The following is a 16,854-nucleotide window of genomic DNA, read 5'->3' as shown; positions in this document are numbered from 1 at the left end:
ACGAAACGTCACACAATAATGCCTAACTCACTGAAAAGGTGAAATTCTAGGCAATTTGGGGACAAGTGATCGGAGAACGGTTAGTAACCTCATGACAAGTATTTTAGATTCAGTAGATTCTCGCACCAACCTGGTTGGTGAGAACCGCCTTGAGCTATTGATGTTCCAACTGGGAACTCGCCAGCTATTTGCTATCAATGTGTTCAAAGTCAGGGAAGTGTTGAAAGTTCCCCACCTCAACCAAATGCCTGGTTCACATCCCAAGATATGCGGAGTGGCAACAATTCGTGGCCATTCTATTCCTGTGATCGATATGCGCCAGTCAATTGGCTTGCGTCCGCTAGATAAAGATCAGGAAAGCAACCTGATAGTCACGGAGTACAACCGGTCAGTTCAGGCTTTTTTGGTCGGCAAGGTGGTCTATATCAAAAACATGGGGTGGGATGAAATTATGGAGCCACCAAGTACCGGACGCTCTAACTATCTTACTGCTATCACCAAGCTTGATCACGAGGGCGAAAATAAACTGGTTGAAATTATCGACGTTGAGAAGGTGTTGGCAGAGATTATCTCTTACGATATTGGTATCTCTGAAGACGTTCTGGATAGCGATTTGCAACAACATCTTGTTGGTCAGACAGTATTGTTGGTGGATGATTCATCGACTGCCAGAAAACAGGTCACAGAAACACTGGAACAACTTGGTATTCAATGTATTGAGAAGAAAAATGGGAGGCAGGCTCTGAATCTTCTCAAGTCTTGGTGTGACGAAGGCAAGGATGTGAAAAAAGAAATCCTTCTGATGATTACGGATGCAGAAATGCCAGAAATGGATGGTTATAAACTGACATCCGAGGTTCGTGCCGACAGCCGCATGCATGATCTTTACATTGCCCTTAACACGTCGCTCAGTGGCAGTTTTAATGAAGCCATGGTCGAGAAGGTTGGCTGTAACCGCTTTGTCTCTAAGTTCCAGCCTGATCTACTGGTGGATGTTGTGCAAACCCGTATGCGCGAGTTGTTAGATAATCAGTAACGCCTCTCTTCCTGTCTGTTACACTCAGCGGTAGGAAACGTCAACAGGTACAACTTATTCACTGTTTCTGTGGATAACTCGGTTAACTCTCGGGGTTAAACTCAGTCCTAAGCCTGAGTTACTGCTACTAAAGAAACGATTCATTAGCACTGTTCAATAATTGCACACATAACTACTGTATTCATTCCGGCACTAGTCATAACAATTAAGCCCGTCACTGACATGCACTTAAAGAATGTTTCGGTATAAACTAGTCAATTAAACCAGCTGCGGACAAACCGTTAGAAGAGAATGTTTGGAGTACACCATTGATCTCTGTTGAAAAGTATGAGGGATTAACTGCAAGGATTGCGCTAGTAAATGAAGAGATAAAAAGACAGGACGTCGAATTCTACCTTTTTGTTCCCGGGGAGCTGAACTTCTCCAAAAATGTGTTGAGTGAAGATGAGTTTTACAACACGGTGCTATCTAACACCCGGACCTATTTCACTTCCCAGCATCATCTTCCCCTTGTTCACTCACGCCTGGCAAGCCGGGATAAACTGCCTTCCGATCAATACCGTGTCAGCTTAAGTTTATATGCATACCAGTATGCACTATCGCTGGAAAAAACCACCCACCGTTTCTTTGACACAGTAGCCGATGTAGAGGAAGACGAAGCAGTAGAGCAGCTTGAAGTCTTGACGGATATGGCGGTGGAAATCCTCCGCCGTCTGCGCCGCTATGTGCCGAAAGATGAAAGCCTTATCAAGTATTACAACAACATTGACAACTACCTTTCCTGGCTGACAGAGCAGCGTTTTCTGTCATTGGTCGCGCACATGCCCAGAAGTAGTGCATTTAAGCCTATCAAAGAGCAACTGATCGCCTTTTGTGAATCTGAAGCCGCTTACCGGGTGGAGCAAAATTATAATTCACAGAAAGCACAGAGTGATGCAACACGGATGGTGAACAAGATGCGCCTTGCTCGCCGGCTCATTGAATATCCGGTAACCATCCGTCAAAAGGATGTGGTATTGGGGCAAAACCTCAACAAACTGGCGAAAGGAGCAGCAGCAGGTTTGGTGATGATATTTGTCACGGTAGCCATCATCAAAATGCGAAGTTTCCTGGGAGAGATTACCCTGTCTTTTGCACTCGCTATGGCTGGCCTATACGCAATGCGGGAAATCTTCAAAGATGATTTACGCGATGTGCTTTGGCGCTGGATTCGTAGAGGACGCCCTAAATGGCGAAAAATGTTTACCGACCCGACATCCGGCCAGCGTATTGGCAGCCAACTGGAGTGGCTGGACTACATTCCGTTTGACAACATCCCGGAAGATGTCCGCCAAATGCGCAAAGGCAAGCTGCGCCAGCGCGAAGAGTCTGTCGTCAGGATCAAGATGGTTACCCAGATGTCGACCACCAAATTCCTTAGCGGCTATGACATGACACGGGAAGTATGGAAAGTCGATTTTCGTCCATTTTCACGTTTGATGGCGCGTGGTAAACAGCCTTTCTATGTTCTCAATGATGGGCAAGTTACCCGAGAATCTATCGAAAAACGCCATCAGTTTAACCTGGTGTCTAAGCAAAAAAACCCGGATGGCAGCTTCACTATCCAGCGTTGGAAAATCACTGTAAATCGTTCAAAAGTTGTTGATGTGGAAGAAGTTTTCTCCTAAAACGCGCGACGTTTTTGATAAGCGCGTTCCACTTGTTATAGCTGTAAGCATAAGATGATAGAAGAACTGCAAGCCGTTCCGGTCGAGTTTCCAAAGGTAGAATGTGCGAAAATCAGATAGACTTTTCCAGTTAACTAATATCTTGCGTAGGTACCAGCCGATTACTGCAAAGCAGTTGGCTGAGAAGTTGATGGTGTCTGAAAGAACCATCTATCGCTATATTGATGATTTGTCTATCTCTGGAATACCCGTTTATGGAGAGCCAGGTGTTGGATACCGACTGTCAGAAGGATTTGAGTTGCCACCTTTACAATTATCTGCAGGTGAATTAGAAGCACTGATCACCGGCGTCAACTTTACCGCATCATTGACTGGAAAGGATTTTGCTGCTTCAGCGCATTCTCTATTGTCTAAGATCGAAGCTGCATTACCAAGTGGGTCAGAGATAATTTCAAGCCAAGATAGAGTGGTTAGAGTACCAGCACGTCATCGAGAATCTGAGGTATACCCTCTGTGGAGTAAAGCCCATACAGCTATAAGAGAGAAGCGCTGGCTTAGCATAGATTATATGTCGCTTTCGGAAGATGTGACGGCCAGAAAAGTATTTCCTTTGGGATTATTCTACTGGGGAGGGGGAGGGAAATGGACGTTGAGTTGTTGGTGTGAACTTCGAGGTGATTACAGAGACTTTAGAATGGATCGAATCAGCAAATTGGAATTCAGTGAATATGTAGGAATTTTACCTGAGCACGTATCTCTGCCAGCGTATGTGGAAATAAAAAAATACAAAAGTTGACTGACACAGTGTTGTCAGTAGTAAAGCCTTACAGTTGGCATTCATCCAACAAACATTGAGGTTTTAACATGATTAATAAGTGCAGCATTGATAATATTGGTGGCATGGAGTTCGCTACATTCAAGCTAAAGGAAGGTGTGACAGAATCCAGGCTAATAGAGCTGTCTCGTCGAGTGGAAGCAGAGTTTCTTTGCTATCAGGAAGAGTTAATTCTTCATTTTCTAGTGCGTGGTGCAGATGGTGTCTATGCTGATGTAGCTATCGCCAGCTCTCAAGAAAAGGCTGAAGAATATTGTCAACAATGGTTAGATAACATGGTTGCATTGGAGTATTTATAGCTTTTTGATAAAGAATCTGTGAACATGACGTTCTGGTCACGAATCAATTAAAAGCCTAACAAACACAGATGAGTTAGACTACCAGATCTTCATTTCGATTTGAACAGAAGAGAGTTACCTACTTTGATTAAGGTGCTGAATTTTAAATCAAAGTGAGTAACTCTCATGCTTCATGCTAGGAGCTGTTGATGTTTAAATGACAAAAATGTCATTTCATCGTCTCGCCACACTATTACCCCTTCCCTTTTTGGTTGAAAACGCAGTAATATTCAGAGGCTCACTGTGAGCATTATTCTCAGGGCGGGGTGAAATTCCCCACCGGCGGTATGTCAGCAAGCAATGGTTGCGAGACTGGCGAGCCCGCTAGCGCCCACACTTCGGTTTGGGGTCAGCAGACTTGGTGAGAGGCCAAGGCCGACGGTTAAAGTCCGGATGAAAGAGGATGATCAACGTCCAACCTTCCTAAGGCGATACTTATGCAGCCAAAGGGAGCTGGATTGCGCTTGGCTGTATTCACAGTTGCGCTCATCTATGCCCTGATTCTGGTATTAAAATTCAGGAGATTACCATGAATCAGACACACACTTCACTGCTTGACGGCACCCCATTTGAACGTGTTGAAACCGCGCTCGATGCACTTCGCGCAGGTAAAGGCGTTCTGTTGCTTGACGACGAAGACCGTGAAAACGAAGGCGATATCATTTACTCTGTCGATCACCTGACCACCCAACAAATGGCACTGATGATCCGTGAATGTTCAGGCATTGTCTGTCTTTGCCTGACCGAAGAACAGGCTGACAAGCTGGCTCTCCCACCGATGGTGGCGAACAACAACAGCGCCAACCAAACCGCATTTACCGTTTCCATCGAAGCCAAAGTAGGCGTGACTACCGGTGTTTCTGCCGCAGACCGTGTGACCACCATCAAAACAGCATCTAACCCGGATGCAAAACCTGAAGATCTGGCGCGTCCCGGTCACGTATTTCCACTTCGTGCGCGTAAAGGTGGCGTGTTAACCCGTCGTGGTCACACCGAAGGGACAATCGATCTGATGCAAATGGCGGGGCTATCACCTGCCGGTGTCCTTTGTGAAGTGCAGAACGAAGATGGGACAATGGCTAAAACAGAAGAAATTATTGCATTCGGTAAGAAACATGACATGCCAGTATTAACCATCGAAGACATGGTGCAATACCGGCTTGCTGCGGCTGAGAAAATCGCGTAACTGCCCGCCGAAATATCCTGGCCGCACTATTTTAACAAGATGTGTGGCCATTTTTATCTTTAATACCCCCTCACTCTTACGATCCAGCCCATCATTTGCAGAATGTCTTTTTTTTCGAACGTGTTGCTGTCATCCATCAAGGCGATACTGTTAGCGACAATACCCAAAAGCTGGCATGCTTAGAGCATTAACTCTAAAATGTTCAGAATTTCCTCATATGGAAAAAATTATGTTTACCAGAATTCTTTTACTCCGCCGATCAATGGCCGTGCTGGTATTTCTCTCCGGCATTGCCAATGCACAGCCCATGACATTTGAACAGGCGTGGCAGTCTGTGTTAATGCACAATGATGCCATTGCCGCTGAGCGCGCCAACGTACAGCGTGCCGAACACATGCGGGATGCGGCATCTGCCCGTCACCTGCCTGCCGTTTCTATCAGCGGAAACTACACCCGCCTGGATCGGGATATCGAACTCAAACCTTCTCAGCTTGCCCACCATATGAATGGCGGCGACGCGCTGGGACAACTTGCCAGTTCATTGCCCGGCATCGGGGCACTGGCGGGCAACCTTGACAACCTGCTGACCACGACACTGGCAGATCGGGACATCTACACCAGTTCTATTCGTGCTATCTGGCCTATTTTCACCGGCGGCCGGATCCTGGCCGCCGAAGACATCGCCAATGCCCAACGGGATGAAGCCAGCCATCTGATGCAAATGGCGCAACAGGCGAAATTTGAAGATCTGGCAAAAGTATATTTTGCTACCGTGCTTGCCGAACAAGTGCTGCAAACACGTCTCGACGTAGAGAAAGGACTCGCAAAGCACCTTGATCATGCCAAGAAACTGGAACAACAGGGACAAATTGCCCGGGTAGAACGCCTGCAGGCTGAAGTGTCCTACGACAAGGCCAAAACTGAACGCCGTAAAGCTGAGCGCAATCTGGAAATTGCACAGACTACACTACAGACGTTGGTCAAGAGCGACACCTTGGTCACCCCCTCAAGCCCCCTTTTCACGCAGCATGAAACACCGCCCATGGCACCCTTTATGCAAAAAACACTGGCAGGATATCCAGGCCTTAAAGTGTTGGATGCCAAGCGCAAACAGGCCGCAGGATTGCTCGATTTGGAGAAAGGTAAGTACTACCCACAGGTTTACCTCTATGGTAACTACAACCTCTATGAAGGTGATTCACTGGCTGCTGAGCTGACCCCCGACTGGGCTGTTGGAGTGGGCGTCAGTATCCCGCTTCTCGACAACGCCGGCCGTTCTGACAAGGTAAAAGCGGCACACAGCACATCACTGCAAGTGAAACACCTGCGGGCACAGGCTGAACAGGATCTTTCCCTGTTAGTCGAGAAAACATGGCGGGAAGCAGGACAGGCACTGGAAGAATACCAAGGGTTAACATCAAGCATTTCATTGGCACAGGAAAACCTGCGTTTGCGCGAGAAAGCCTTTGCGCAAGGGCTTGCGACATCCCTTGATGTGGTTGATGCCGAGTTGTATCTCGCCAGCATTAAAACCCAGCAACTTGCAGCTTCTTACCAGTACGTATTATCACTGGCCCGCCTTCTGGCGATCAGCGGCGAAGTGAACCGCTTCCCTGAATTTCAGGCTGCATCACTTTCATCCACCCAATCCCTACAGGAATAATTCACAATGAGTAAATTCAAATCTGTTGCACTGGCACTCCCTGCTGCGGCCATTGTTGGCTGGATTGGATACAGTTTTTATCAGGCCTATCAATCTGTTCCAGAGCGCTTCCAGGGTCAGATTGAGGCCCAGCAATACAGCATTTCCTCCAAAGTAGCGGGCCGCATTGAAAATGTTCTGGTACGCAAGGGGGAAATAGTTGGCAAGGGCGATCTGATTTTCACTCTCTACAGCCCTGAACTGGAGGCAAAGCTGGAACAGGCAAAAGCCGGACAGGAAGCGGCTGATGCCATGGCAGAACAGGCAGAAAGCGGCGCCCGTGAACAGGAAATCAGTGCAGCGCACGACCAGTGGCAAAAAGCCCGTGCAGCAGCGCAGTTAGCGGAAAAAACATTCAAACGTATCGATGCCCTTTATAGAGAAGGGGTGGCTGCTGAGCAAAAACGTGATGAAGCCTATACCCAATGGCAAGCTGCAAAATACACCGAAAACGCGGCACTTCAGATGTATGAACTCGCGAAAGCCGGTGCCCGTTCAGAAACCAAACGTGCCGCCCAGGAAAAGTTACGCATGGCAGCCGGGGCTGTTGCTGAAGTGGAAGCCTTTGCGAAAGACACCAGAATTCATAGCTGGTATCAGGGGGAAGTGAGCCAAATCCTACTGCACCCGGGTGAATTAGCACCACAGGGTTTTCCGGTAGTCACCGTTATCGACATGAATGACGTCTGGGCGGTGTTCAATATCCGGGAAGACAAACTGCACCAGTTTGAAAAAGGCAGCCAATTTGACGCCACGATTCCCTCGCTTGGCGAACAGACATACCGTTTCGAAGTTACCCACATTGCCCCCATGGGGGATTTCGCCACCTGGCGTGCCACCAACAACCAGAGCGGCTATGACATGCGCACCTTTGAAGTTGAAGCACGCCCTGTTACTTTTATTGAAGGTCTGCGCGCTGGCATGAGTGTGTTGGTGTCAGAACACAACCAAGAGTAATGACGATGGATAAACCTTCGTTCACTTCAACCTTGATCCGGGAATGGCGGCTCACACTGTCAGATACATGGTTGACTGCCCTTCTGGGCTGGTTGCCACTGGTGTTGTTCTTAATCGTGTGGGCAGTATTTTCTGCTGGTACCGGACGGAACCTCCCCATCGGTATCGTCGACCTCGATCACAGCGCACTGTCTCGAAATCTGGTGCGTTATTACAATGCCAGTCCAACGTTGGAAACCCGAGCGTTCAATAGTGTGGAAGAGGCATCAGCCGCACTGAACCATGCGGCAACCTACGCCACTGTGATCATTCCTGCTGACTTTGAAAAAGACATATTGCGCGGTGAAAGCCCCGATGTCACGGCACTCTATAACAGCCAGTACATTTTGATTGGGAAGCTGGTGAGTACTGCCATCACCCAAAGCCAAAGCACCTTTGCGGCGATGGTAGAAGCCAAAGGCAAGATGCTGCATGGCACCACCATTGCTTCACAAGCTGCAGGCCAGTCTGTACCCGTCCGTTTTCAGCTTGTACCGCTGTTTAACAACGGCACCAACTACGCACAGTTTCTGGTTTCCGCCATTATCCCCGCGCTTTGGCAAATTGTGATTGTCGCAAGCGGCACGCTTTCTATGGCATTGACAGATAAACGTGTCGGGCTGGAAGGCCATTTCATGCAAGGCATCTTTGCTCCACTTGGCGCCAAAATCATGGTACTGGTTGTTCCACTCTGGTTACTGGGTGTGGTGTTCACAACCGCCATGCATTTTGGACTCGGTTGGCCAATGAATGGCAGTTGGGCTTTGCTGTTCGCAGGGCAAGGCCTGATGGTACTGGCAGGTTTAGCAGTGGGAATGCTTCTCTATCTGGGCTTCCGGCACCCGGCCCGGGCGATGAGCCTTGTCGCGGGTTTTACTGCGCCCGCATTTGCGTTTATGGGTGTCAGTTTCCCTACCAGTGAAATGCCTTTCCTTGCTCAGTGCTGGCGGGCAATGTTACCGATCAGCCACTACATCACCGTACAAATCGGCCAGTTTAATTATGGCGCGACACTGGCACAAATGCAGCCCGCGTTGTTTTCATTAGCCGCATTCAGTGTGGTGTGGCTGTTGGTTATGCTCAAATTGAAGCGCATTTGCGGTGCAACAAACACGGTCAGGGAGGTGAGCGCATGAGCTGGGGAGCCCTGTTTAAACAAGAACTCAAGGCATTGTTCAGCAATCCGGCCGTGGTCTTTACCGTGTTCGGCGGCATTGTGATCTATTCGTTGCTCTATCCCCTGCCCTACGAAAACCAACTTCCAAGAGAACTTCGTATTGCTGTGGTCGATCATGACAACAGCCAACTAAGCCGTAGATTTACCCGAATGCTCGACGCGACCCCACAGCTTTCCGTCACTATGCACCTCAGCGCCGAACAGCAAGCCAGCACTGAGATCGCCGGTGGCAAGATTGAGGGCATCGTAGTCATTCCACACGACTTCTACCGTGATCTTCTGCTCGGTAAAAGCCCTGTCATTTCGGTTGGCGGCGATGCCTCATTTTTCCTTACCTACGGCACGATCGCGGAAGGTGTCGTGAATACTGGAAGCACGCTGGCCGCCAAGGTAAAAGCTATCCGGGCAATGATACACGATATTCCTCTGCCAGCAGCGAAACAGGTCTCGCCCTTCTCACTGAATATCGTACCAGTATTTAACCCTACCATCGGTTATAGCAACTACGTCGTACCCGGTGTGTTTATGCTGATTTTGCAGCAAACTCTGTTGATTGCTTCTGGCATGCTGGCGAGCATGAACCCGCACAATGGAGCAAAAAACCTCATCACACGCACGGCAATTTTGATGGCGATTTACAGCATCATGGCGATGTACTATCTCGGCGCAAGCTTTGATTTAAATGGTGTTAACCGCTTGGCAGATCCGGTGAACCTCGCCATCATCCTGTTGCCTTTCTTGCTGGCGACGATCGGGTTAGGCACCTTGATTGGGACGCTGATTCCCAGACCGGAAATCATCACGCTGGTCGTGCTGTTAAGCTCGATGCCTCTGCTGTTCACATCGGGCTTTGTCTGGCCATCCAGTGAATTACCGCCCTGGTTAAATACACTGGCACAAATGGCGCCTTCAACGCCTGCCATCCAAGCCACGATTCAGCTCAACCAAATGGGTGCCACACTTCAAAGCCAGCTGGGGCACCTCTTCCATCTCTGGCTGTTGGCTGCGGTGTTCCTGTGCCTTATCCTGTCTAGTCGAGGAGAATCCCCTTCCACTTAAACAGCGAGCTCCGTCAATGGCGGGGCCGCCTCACCACGGAAGAAGGAAACACAAACAGGTGGACAGTTATCTGCCTGTTTTTCTTGCCGCCGTGCTTTCCCTCACCACCAGCTTTGCTTCCAGCTCCAGCGTATCGCTGACCCTTTCGCCAGCCAGTTTTGCCAGCAGGTAATCCGCTGCTTTTTCGCCCATTTCCTTTGACGGCACCTGCATCGTTGTCAGTGCCGGATGGATATGGGACGCCATGGCAACATCATCAAACCCGACAATCGATAACTCTTCTGGTACCCGGATACCGAGCGACTGCGCTTCGAACAGCGCCCCCATGGCAATGATGTCGTTACCACAAACAATAGCGGTCGGTCTGGGCGTGAATGCCATCAATTTACGCAACGCCTGTCGGCTTTCTGCCAGATCGTAGCGACATTCAATAATGTGCTCCGCTGTCAGTTCGATACCCTGCGCCTTGAGAGTGTCGATACAGCCTGCCAGACGATCTTTGGCGCGGTCATTCAGCCGGGTAATACCGGATATTGCCGCAAACTGAGTGTGCCCTAAATCCAGTAGGAACTGGGTGAGACGGGTCGCTGCACGGTAGTTGTCAAAGCCGATACAGGGGTGCGGCAAGTCAGGCTTAAACGACCAGGTGTACAGGTAAGGCAGCTGTTTACTGTGCAAAATATCGAACAGCTGGGGTTGGTGTGCCTCCCCGACCAACATCAGCCCTTCCACGCCGCGGGAGATCAGGCGTTCGGCCTGCGCCAGCTCTTCTTCTGTCGAATAGTCAGAACTGGCGATAAACAGGGTGTATCCCTTCTCCTGCAGCCGTCGCTGGAATGCCTGTATTCCTTCAGCGAAGATGTCGTTGTCAATGGTAGGGACAATCACACCAATGGTACGGGAACGCTGCGACGCCAGTGCTTGCGCTGCGCCGTGGGGAATGTAACCAAGGGATTCAATGGCACAACGGATAAGCTTGCCCCGCTTCTCGCTGACCGCAGACGGATTCGCCAGATAACGGGAAACCGTTGCCGTAGAAACGCCCGCCGTCATGGCGACATCTTCCGCCGTTGGGGTGTCTGAGGCTTTTTTATGTAAGCGCTTACGTGAAGATGGCATCTCTTTTGTCCTAGAAAGTTATACCTTTGACTCAAAATTGGGATTTATAAACCGTAAGTTACCTCATTATAGCGTTTCCCAAAAAATCCATGATCAAAAACTTGACAGTTATTTAAACACTCCTCTACCTTCAAAATGTAAGCGCTTACATTTAACAATTAATTCACAATAAGCGCAAGCGCGATAACGATAACCCGGCGACTGCCAGCCAGCCGACTGCTCACTGAGAGGGAATACAACATGAGGTTAAGGAAACGCTACGCCCTACCTGCAGTGCTTTTTTCACTCTATTTCCTCAATGTGATTGCCACCAAGATTCAGATCATTTCAGGGGCCACATCCATTGTTCGTGTTGGTGATGTTGGGGAGTTTCTTTTGCTCCTTTTCGCTTCACTGACTTTCGTCGTCGCAATGCTGTCAGCAGAAAAGGAAGCTGAGAGTCATTCGACAGGGTTACGATAAAAAGCTGAAAGGAAGTAGATATGTCTGTTCACCATAAGGATGACTCCCCACAAAATGCAGAGCGTCGCCGTTTCCTCGACATCGCCAGAAAAGCGGGATTTACGGCAGCTGTCGTTGCCGGTGCTTCGGGTGCCTTGCTGACATCAACCAGCGCAAACGCAGCCGTCAATGAAGAAAAAGAACGCCAGAAGCGGGCAAAATACACCATGACCGTTGCAACGGCATACATTATTGGTGCATCGCGCAGCTACCCCATCATGCAACTGGATTTCAAAGAAAACATCCAGAACATGACCAACGGAGAGGTGTACGTCAGGCTTGCGCCCGGCGGTCAGTTGGGTGCAGGTGGCGCACTGGCACAGAAAGTTCAGGCAGGTACGATTCAGGCCGCGCAGCATTCTCTTTCTAACTTTGCGCCGTTTGCCCCGGCTATCGACCTTATCAACATTCCTTACTGGTGCGGTGAAAACCAAAAATTTATCAATCTGGTGACATCAGAGGCATGGAAAGCAGAAATTCACCCCAAAGTGGAAGCCAGAGGCTTTAAGCCGCTTTGGTATGTGGTGATTGACCCAAGGGTTGTCGCGTTGCGCAACGGCCTTGAAGGTCCAATCAAAACCCCGGATCAAATGGAAGGCATTAAATTCCGTGTACCGGGTTCTAAAATTCTCCAGCAATTTTACCGTCTGCTTGGTGCCAACCCGACACCGGTTGCATGGGGGGAAACACCTTCCGCCATCAAACAGGGTGTAGCAGATGCCCTCGACCCATCCGTCGAGGCACTGAATGTATTCGGCTTTAAAGATGTCCTATCCTGGGTCACTTTCAACCGCTCAGTGCCGGACTCTCAGGTTTTCTCATGTAACCTTGAGTGGTTTAACAGCCTGCCGGGCCACATTCAGGAAGGCATTGAGTTCGCAAGCGAAGTGACCTCGTTGCAGAATCTGGCGAAAGTGCCAGCCGCACGAGCCTATGCCATGGCAGAGCTCAGCCGTGCCGGCGTGCAGTTTTATGCTCCCAACGACGACGAAATGGCATTGTGGGCAAATAAAGCAGGCCACCAGCTCCCGGCATGGGACGCCTTTAAAACCGAACTTGCCGGTTCGAAAGCGACCTTCGACAAACTGCTGGATGCAGCCAATAACAACGAAGGCCCCTATGTTCACGATGTGTAATTAATGCAGCTACCGTATGGCCGGCCTGTCGTCCATACGGTCACCCTACTCTTTCTGAAACGGACGTTGGATACGCGTAATGAATCTTCTCAAACACATCGATGAAAATGGTGAACGCTGGTTACTGCTGTTCTTCTACACCACCATTGTGATCACCATCGCCATGGAAGTGCTGCGCCGGTTTGTGTTCAGTTATTCCTCCATATGGGGTGAAGAAGTGGCAAGGTACGCCTTTATCTATCTGGCATGGATTGGCGCATCCGCCGCCGTCAAAGAACGCGCACACATTCGTATTGATGTATTGCTGCACTATTTGCCCAACCGGGGGAAGGCATTTATCTATCTGGTTGGGGATATTGCCACCTTCATTGTTGCCGTGTTCGCCCTCTATTGGTCAATTCACCCAATTGAAGTGTCAATAAAATTCGGGTCAGTGACACACGGCCTTGGGATCAGTCAGGCATGGTTTCTTGCCGCAGTTCCTCTGGGGTTTTCCATGATGATCTTCCGGCTGGTCCAGTCCATGTACCGGGATATCCAGAGCCTGACACGCAACACCCCGGTGTTTGAAGGCAATAAGCTGTTTGATTAGGAGATCCCATGCTGAATTACTACACACAACAGGTCTCCATCGAGCTTGGCTGGGAGTTTTACGGTCCTGTTATCGCCATGCTGGTGCTTATCACTTTTGCAGTGCCGGTATGGGTATCACTGGGGCTGGGTTCTATTGCCCTGCTGTTTATCACCGATGTTCTTCCCCTCTCCCTGTTTGGAGAATCTCTGTTCGATGGTATTGATGCCTTCGCGCTGATTGCCGTCCCGCTTTTTATCCTGACCGGTGATGTGCTGGTGAGAACCGGGCTTTCAACCAAGTTGCTCGATGTGGCAGAAGCGAGTGTTGGCGGGGCAAAGGCAGGATTTGGCAGTGCTACCGTATTGGGCTGTGGCTTCTTTGCCTGTATCTCCGGTTCAGATGCCGCAGGCGCAGCGGCAGTTGGCAGGATGACCATCGACCGGCTGGTGACGCAGGGCTATCCCAAACCTTATGCCTGTGCACTGGTGGCAGCCGGTGCCTGTACCGGGATCCTTATCCCGCCATCCATTGCCTACATCATTATTGGTCTGGTGCTGGGCATTTCCGCATCCACCCTGTTTCTGGCCGCGGCTGTGCCCGGGATCATGGTGATGATGGCCATTATGCTGACCAACGTGGTGATGAACCGCATCCACGGTTACGAAAACGCCGGACAAGGTTTCTCGCTCAAACGCTGGCTGGCGGTGGTGATTGATGCACGTTATGCACTGCTGGTACCGGTGATCATTCTGGGCGGTATTTATTCTGGTGTCTTTACACCCACTGAAGCCGCCGCCGTTGCTGTCGTGATCACTATCATTATCGGGCTTTTCCAGGGCACGCTGGCCATCAGCGATTTCCCCAAAATGCTGGAAAGCTCCGCCAAAGTAAACGGGGTGATCCTGCCTATCATCGCGCTCAGTTTACCATTGGCACAGACACTGGCTGCCCTTCAGGTGCCACAGGCATTTGTGGAAACCATGACATCGTTCACCGACAGCCGCACTGTGCTGATCCTGATTATGATTGGCATCCTGATCATCGCAGGCTGCTTTATGGAAACCACGCCAAATATTCTGATTTTATCGCCTATCCTGCTGCCGCTGGCACGCGAGATCGGCATGGAAGATGTGCAATTTTGCATCATGATGGTGACTGCACTGGGTGTCGGCTTCATCACACCGCCACTTGGTCTGAACCTCTTTGTTGTATCCGGATTAACGGGGACCTCGGTACTTAAGATTGCCGCGCGATCGGGGCCCTACGTGATATCCATGTTAACGGTGGTATTGCTGCTGGCATTTATCCCCGAATTATCACTCTGGGCATTGGATTAACGACACGTAACTAACCGCTCTCTGGCATGTTCGACGACCGGCCAGATAGGAACGTTGCGTCCAAAACGTAATGAGGAATTGAATAACATGGCTGTTAACTATCTGAAAAAAGCCGAAAAAACGGCGGCTACAGGTGAAGACGATGTTCGCGCAATCGTGGCGGACATGCTGAAAGAAATTGAACAAGGCGGCGAAGAAACCTGCATTGCCTATACCCGCAAATTTGATAACTGGCATGGCGATATTGTGGTTTCCCAGCAAGAGATCGACAACGCCGCAGCCAAGGTGCCGGAACAGCTGAAAAAAGATATCCAGTTTGCCTATGAGCGTGTCCGCGACTTTGCACAGGCGCAGCGTAATAGCCTGAGCGAGTTTGAAACCGAGCTGTCGCCGGGTCTGTTTGCCGGCCAGCGTTTGATCCCGATGCAGGCAGCAGGCTGCTACGTGCCCGGAGGTCGTTACTCGCACATTGCTTCGGCCATTATGTCGGTGACAACAGCAAAAGTGGCAGGCGTTGACCACGTTATAGCCTGTTCCCCCCCGGGCCGTGAAGGTGGTATCCACCCCGCCATTCTTTATACCCTCAGCCTGTGTGGTGCTGACACTATCTTAAATCTTGGTGGCGTGCAGGGTATTGCTGCCATGGCATTCGGCCAGTTTACCGGGCACCCCGCGGACATTCTTGTTGGCCCCGGTAACCAGTTTGTTGCTGAAGCTAAGCGCCAGCTCTACGGCCGTGTCGGTATTGATATGTTTGCCGGCCCTTCTGAAATCATGGTGATTGCTGACAGCCATGCTGACCCTGAGTTGGTGGCCGTTGATCTGGTGGGTCAGGCGGAGCACGGCCCCAACAGCCCAGCGTGGCTGGTCACCGATTCCGAAACACTGGCACGAACGGTGATGAAGCGTCTGCCTGAGCTGATTGCTGAACTGCCGGAGCTCAACCGCCAGTCAGCAGAAGCCGCATGGCGTGATTATGGCGAAGTGATTGTTGTCGATTCCCGCGAAGACGCGGTGGCAGTGAGCGATCAATACGCCTCTGAACACCTTGAAGTGCACGCTGACGATCTGGATTGGTGGCTGAAAAACCTGCGTAACTACGGCTCTTTATTCCTTGGCGAAGAGACCAATGTGGCATTTGGTGACAAAACCTCAGGACCCAACCACATCCTGCCCACCAAAGGCGCTGCCAAGTACACCGGGGGGCTGAGCGCAGGCAAATTCATTAAAGTCGTCACCTATCAGCGCTCTACTCGGGACGCAAGCAAAGATGTTGCACAGGTCACCGCACGTATTTCGCGCCTTGAAGGCATGGAGGCACACGCCAAAACCGGCGATGCACGTCTTGCAAAATACTTCCCTGACGAGCAGTTCAACCTGCAGCCTGAGTGATTGAAACCGGAAGGAACAGAGATGACGGTCAGCAGAATACAGCAGCTTTTTAGCCTTGAAAGTCAGGTGGCACTGGTCACAGGGGCAGGTTCCGGTATAGGCCAGCGCATGGCCTATGCCCTCGCTGCAGCCGGTGCCAAAGTGGTGCTTGCGGGGCGCCATGCTGAAACACTGGCACAAACTGCACTCGCCATTGCCGGTGAAGACGGGGACGCCGCCATTGAAACGGTTGACCTTAGCAAGCGGGAAACGCTGCCCCGCTTTATTGAAAAAGCATCATCACACTTTGGCGCACCAGACATTGTGGTGAATGCGGCTGGTGTCAATCTGCGCCAGCCTGCTGATGACATCACGCTGGAAAGCTGGGACATCACATTAAACCTTAACCTGTCTGTCCCTTTTTTTCTGGCCAAAGCCTGCCTGCCCGGCATGCGGGAAAAAGGCCGGGGGAAGATCATCAATATTGGCTCGCTGCAAAGCTATCGCGCTTTTGCCAACTCGATTCCTTATGGCGCATCAAAAGGCGGCGTCGCACAGCTGACACGGGCAATGGCGGAAGCCTGGTCAAAAGACGGCATCACCACCAACGCCATTGCGCCGGGGTTCTTCCAGACACCGTTGACCGAAAAAGTCTTCCGTGATGATTCACTCTCAGCGCACCACGCTGCCATGACGGCTATTGGTCGCAATGGTGAACTGAACGATTTTGACGGGTTGACTGTGTTTCTGGCCTCACGCGCGTCGGATTACATCACAGGCCAGATGATCGCACTCGATGGCGGCTACACCGCTAAATAGC

At 50.5% G+C, this 16,854-nt stretch carries 16 protein-coding genes and 1 riboswitch; of the genes, 15 read left to right on the top strand and 1 reads right to left on the bottom strand.

What is annotated here, in order from left to right:
* Window positions 1–91: 91 nt before the first annotated feature.
* The 9 genes from AC6IB1_RS00360 to AC6IB1_RS00320 all read left to right on the top strand — a co-directional run bounded on the left by AC6IB1_RS00360 (window position 92) and on the right by AC6IB1_RS00320 (window position 9,996).
* Window positions 92–1,036, top strand: a complete 945-nt coding sequence (locus AC6IB1_RS00360; protein ID WP_005504343.1) for a chemotaxis protein CheV — start codon at window positions 92–94, stop codon at window positions 1,034–1,036.
* A gap of 308 nt (window positions 1,037–1,344) precedes the next feature.
* Window positions 1,345–2,703, top strand: a complete 1,359-nt coding sequence (locus tag AC6IB1_RS00355) for a hypothetical protein (RefSeq protein ID WP_497566427.1) — start codon at window positions 1,345–1,347, stop codon at window positions 2,701–2,703.
* A gap of 103 nt (window positions 2,704–2,806) precedes the next feature.
* Window positions 2,807–3,499: an HTH domain-containing protein gene (locus tag AC6IB1_RS00350; protein ID WP_497566426.1), complete on the top strand. Its 693-nt coding sequence runs from the start codon at window positions 2,807–2,809 to the stop codon at window positions 3,497–3,499.
* 68 nt (window positions 3,500–3,567) lie between these two features.
* Window positions 3,568–3,837 (top strand): hypothetical protein, encoded by a 270-nt coding sequence (locus AC6IB1_RS00345; protein ID WP_497566425.1) that lies wholly within the window; start codon window positions 3,568–3,570, stop codon window positions 3,835–3,837.
* Between the two features lie 287 nt (window positions 3,838–4,124).
* A riboswitch (FMN riboswitch) is annotated at window positions 4,125–4,285 on the top strand.
* Between the two features lie 120 nt (window positions 4,286–4,405).
* Window positions 4,406–5,062 (top strand): 3,4-dihydroxy-2-butanone-4-phosphate synthase, encoded by a 657-nt coding sequence (gene ribB / locus AC6IB1_RS00340; protein WP_497566424.1) that lies wholly within the window; start codon window positions 4,406–4,408, stop codon window positions 5,060–5,062.
* 229 nt (window positions 5,063–5,291) lie between these two features.
* Window positions 5,292–6,725 (top strand): TolC family protein, encoded by a 1,434-nt coding sequence (locus AC6IB1_RS00335; RefSeq protein ID WP_497566423.1) that lies wholly within the window; start codon window positions 5,292–5,294, stop codon window positions 6,723–6,725.
* A 6-nt stretch (window positions 6,726–6,731) separates the two neighbouring features.
* Entirely contained in the window at window positions 6,732–7,721 is a 990-nt protein-coding gene (locus tag AC6IB1_RS00330; protein ID WP_497566422.1) for an HlyD family secretion protein, read from the top strand.
* Between the two features lie 5 nt (window positions 7,722–7,726).
* On the top strand, window positions 7,727–8,896 hold the full coding sequence (locus AC6IB1_RS00325; RefSeq protein ID WP_497566421.1) for an ABC transporter permease: 1,170 nt from the start codon (window positions 7,727–7,729) through the stop codon (window positions 8,894–8,896).
* Complete coding sequence (locus AC6IB1_RS00320) at window positions 8,893–9,996, top strand: ABC transporter permease (RefSeq protein ID WP_497566420.1); 1,104 nt, start codon at window positions 8,893–8,895, stop codon at window positions 9,994–9,996. The genes AC6IB1_RS00325 and AC6IB1_RS00320 overlap by 4 nt, the downstream gene beginning before the upstream one ends.
* Window positions 9,997–10,062: 66 nt before the next feature.
* On the opposite strand, the gene AC6IB1_RS00315 is transcribed toward AC6IB1_RS00320, so the two are convergent.
* Complete coding sequence (locus tag AC6IB1_RS00315; protein WP_497566419.1) at window positions 10,063–11,115, bottom strand: LacI family DNA-binding transcriptional regulator; 1,053 nt, start codon at window positions 11,113–11,115, stop codon at window positions 10,063–10,065.
* Window positions 11,116–11,355: 240 nt separating this feature from the next.
* Here AC6IB1_RS00315 and AC6IB1_RS00310 point away from each other — a divergent pair, with 240 nt between their 5' ends.
* The 6 genes from AC6IB1_RS00310 to AC6IB1_RS00285 all read left to right on the top strand — a co-directional run bounded on the left by AC6IB1_RS00310 (window position 11,356) and on the right by AC6IB1_RS00285 (window position 16,853).
* Window positions 11,356–11,577, top strand: a complete 222-nt coding sequence (locus AC6IB1_RS00310) for a hypothetical protein (RefSeq protein WP_497566418.1) — start codon at window positions 11,356–11,358, stop codon at window positions 11,575–11,577.
* 20 nt (window positions 11,578–11,597) lie between these two features.
* Window positions 11,598–12,752, top strand: a complete 1,155-nt coding sequence (locus tag AC6IB1_RS00305) for a TRAP transporter substrate-binding protein (RefSeq protein WP_497566417.1) — start codon at window positions 11,598–11,600, stop codon at window positions 12,750–12,752.
* Window positions 12,753–12,831: 79 nt separating this feature from the next.
* A complete protein-coding gene (locus tag AC6IB1_RS00300; RefSeq protein ID WP_497566416.1) occupies window positions 12,832–13,344 on the top strand; it encodes a TRAP transporter small permease in 513 nt (170 codons plus the stop codon).
* 8 nt (window positions 13,345–13,352) lie between these two features.
* The gene (locus AC6IB1_RS00295) at window positions 13,353–14,663 is read left to right on the top strand and encodes a TRAP transporter large permease (RefSeq protein WP_497566415.1); all 1,311 of its coding nucleotides are present in this window, start codon (window positions 13,353–13,355) and stop codon (window positions 14,661–14,663) included.
* 87 nt (window positions 14,664–14,750) lie between these two features.
* Entirely contained in the window at window positions 14,751–16,055 is a 1,305-nt protein-coding gene (hisD, locus tag AC6IB1_RS00290) for a histidinol dehydrogenase (protein ID WP_497566414.1), read from the top strand.
* A 21-nt stretch (window positions 16,056–16,076) separates the two neighbouring features.
* Complete coding sequence (locus AC6IB1_RS00285) at window positions 16,077–16,853, top strand: SDR family NAD(P)-dependent oxidoreductase (protein ID WP_497566413.1); 777 nt, start codon at window positions 16,077–16,079, stop codon at window positions 16,851–16,853.
* The last annotated feature ends 1 nt before the right edge of the window (window position 16,854 follow it).

The sequence above is a fragment of the Grimontia sp. THUN1695 genome, assembly GCF_059704325.2.
This window is presented reverse-complemented; position numbering and strand designations above follow the sequence as displayed.